At 45.4% G+C, this 1603-nt stretch carries 1 rRNA gene; it reads left to right on the top strand.

What is annotated here, in order from left to right:
- Positions 1 to 99 precede the first annotated feature (99 nt).
- Positions 100 to 1603, top strand: a 23S ribosomal RNA gene (locus tag F598_RS0114235); the annotation flags it as partial.

The following is a 1603-nucleotide window of genomic DNA, read 5'->3' as shown; positions in this document are numbered from 1 at the left end:
GTTCATTGACATATTGAGAATATATAAGAATACGAGAGTAAGAGCGATCTTTTTTTAATAAAGAGAGAGTTTAAAAGAAAAATAAATAATTATCGAATAGATAAGCTTATTAAGGGCGTATGGGGGATGCCTAGGCTCTCAGAGGCGACGAAGGACGTGACAAGCTGCGATAAGCTGCGGGGATTAGCACATATGAATTGATCCGCAGATTTCCGAATGGGGCAACCCACTATACTGAAGGTATAGTATCCGAAAGGAAGCGAACCCGGTGAACTGAAACATCTAATTAGCCGGAGGAAGAGAAAACAATAGTGATTTTGCTAGTAGCGGCGAGCGAACGTGAAACAGCCCAAACCAGTACTGTTACGGCAGTATTGGGGTAGTAGGACTACGATATCTTGATATATACTGAACCCGAATATTTTGGAAAGTATACCCATAGAAGGTGACAGGCCTGTAGGGGTAAGGTGTATGTTGAGTAGTAGTATCCTGAGTAGTGCGGGGCACGAGAAACCTTGCATGAATCAGCCGGGACCATCCGGTAAGGCTAAATACTACTGAGAGACCGATAGTGAACCAGTACCGTGAGGGAAAGGTGAAAAGAACCTTGAATAAAGGAGTGAAATAGACCCTGAAACCATACGCTTACAAGCGGTCGGAGTCCTCAACTTGTTGGGGATGACGGCGTGCCTTTTGCATAATGAGCCTACGAGTTACCACCGTTAGCAAGGATAAATAATTCAGTTATGGATCCGTAGCGAAAGCGAGTCTGAATAGGGCGATTAAGTTAGCTGTGGTAGACGCGAAACCGTGTGATCTACCCTTGGGCAGGTTGAAGCTGTGGTAACACATAGTGGAGGACCGAACCCGTTGACGTTGAAAAGTCTTGGGATGACCTGAGGGTAGGGGTGAAAGGCCAATCAAACTCGGAAATAGCTCGTACTCCCCGAAATGCATTTAGGTGCAGCGATTAAATAGTTTTATAGAGGTAGAGCTACTGATTGGATGCGGGGGCTTCACCGCCTACCAATTCCTGACAAACTCCGAATGCTAATAAAATGATTTTAATCAGTGAGGGCATGGGTGCTAAGGTCCATGTCCGAGAGGGAAAGAACCCAGAGCATCAGCTAAGGTCCCCAAATATATGCTAAGTTGAATAAACGCGGTCAGACTGCTTAGACAGCTAGGATGTTGGCTTGGAAGCAGCCATTCATTTAAAGAGTGCGTAACAGCTCACTAGTCGAGCGGTCCGGCATGGATAATAATCGGGCATAAGCATATTACCGAAGCTATGCTTTCATAGATTTAGATCTGTGAGAGGTAGGGGAGCATTCTAAACGGCGCAGAAGGTGTACTGTAAGGTATGCTGGAGTGTTTAGAAAAGAAAATGTAGGCATAAGTAACGATAATGCGGGCGAGAAACCCGCACACCGAAAGACCAAGGATTCCTCAGCTATGCTAATCAGCTGAGGGTTAGTCGGGACCTAAGGCGAACCCGAAAGGGGTAGTCGATGGACAAGCAGTTAATATTCTGCTACTTGCTTTAAATTAAACGAGACGGAGAAGGAAATCTAGTGCGTACTGACGGAAATTGTACGTTGAA

The organism is Psychroflexus tropicus DSM 15496 (assembly GCF_000378765.1).
GTDB lineage: Bacteria > Bacteroidota > Bacteroidia > Flavobacteriales > Flavobacteriaceae > Psychroflexus > Psychroflexus tropicus.
Note: the sequence above shows the minus strand (reverse complement) of the source record. Positions and strands in the feature narration are given on the sequence as shown.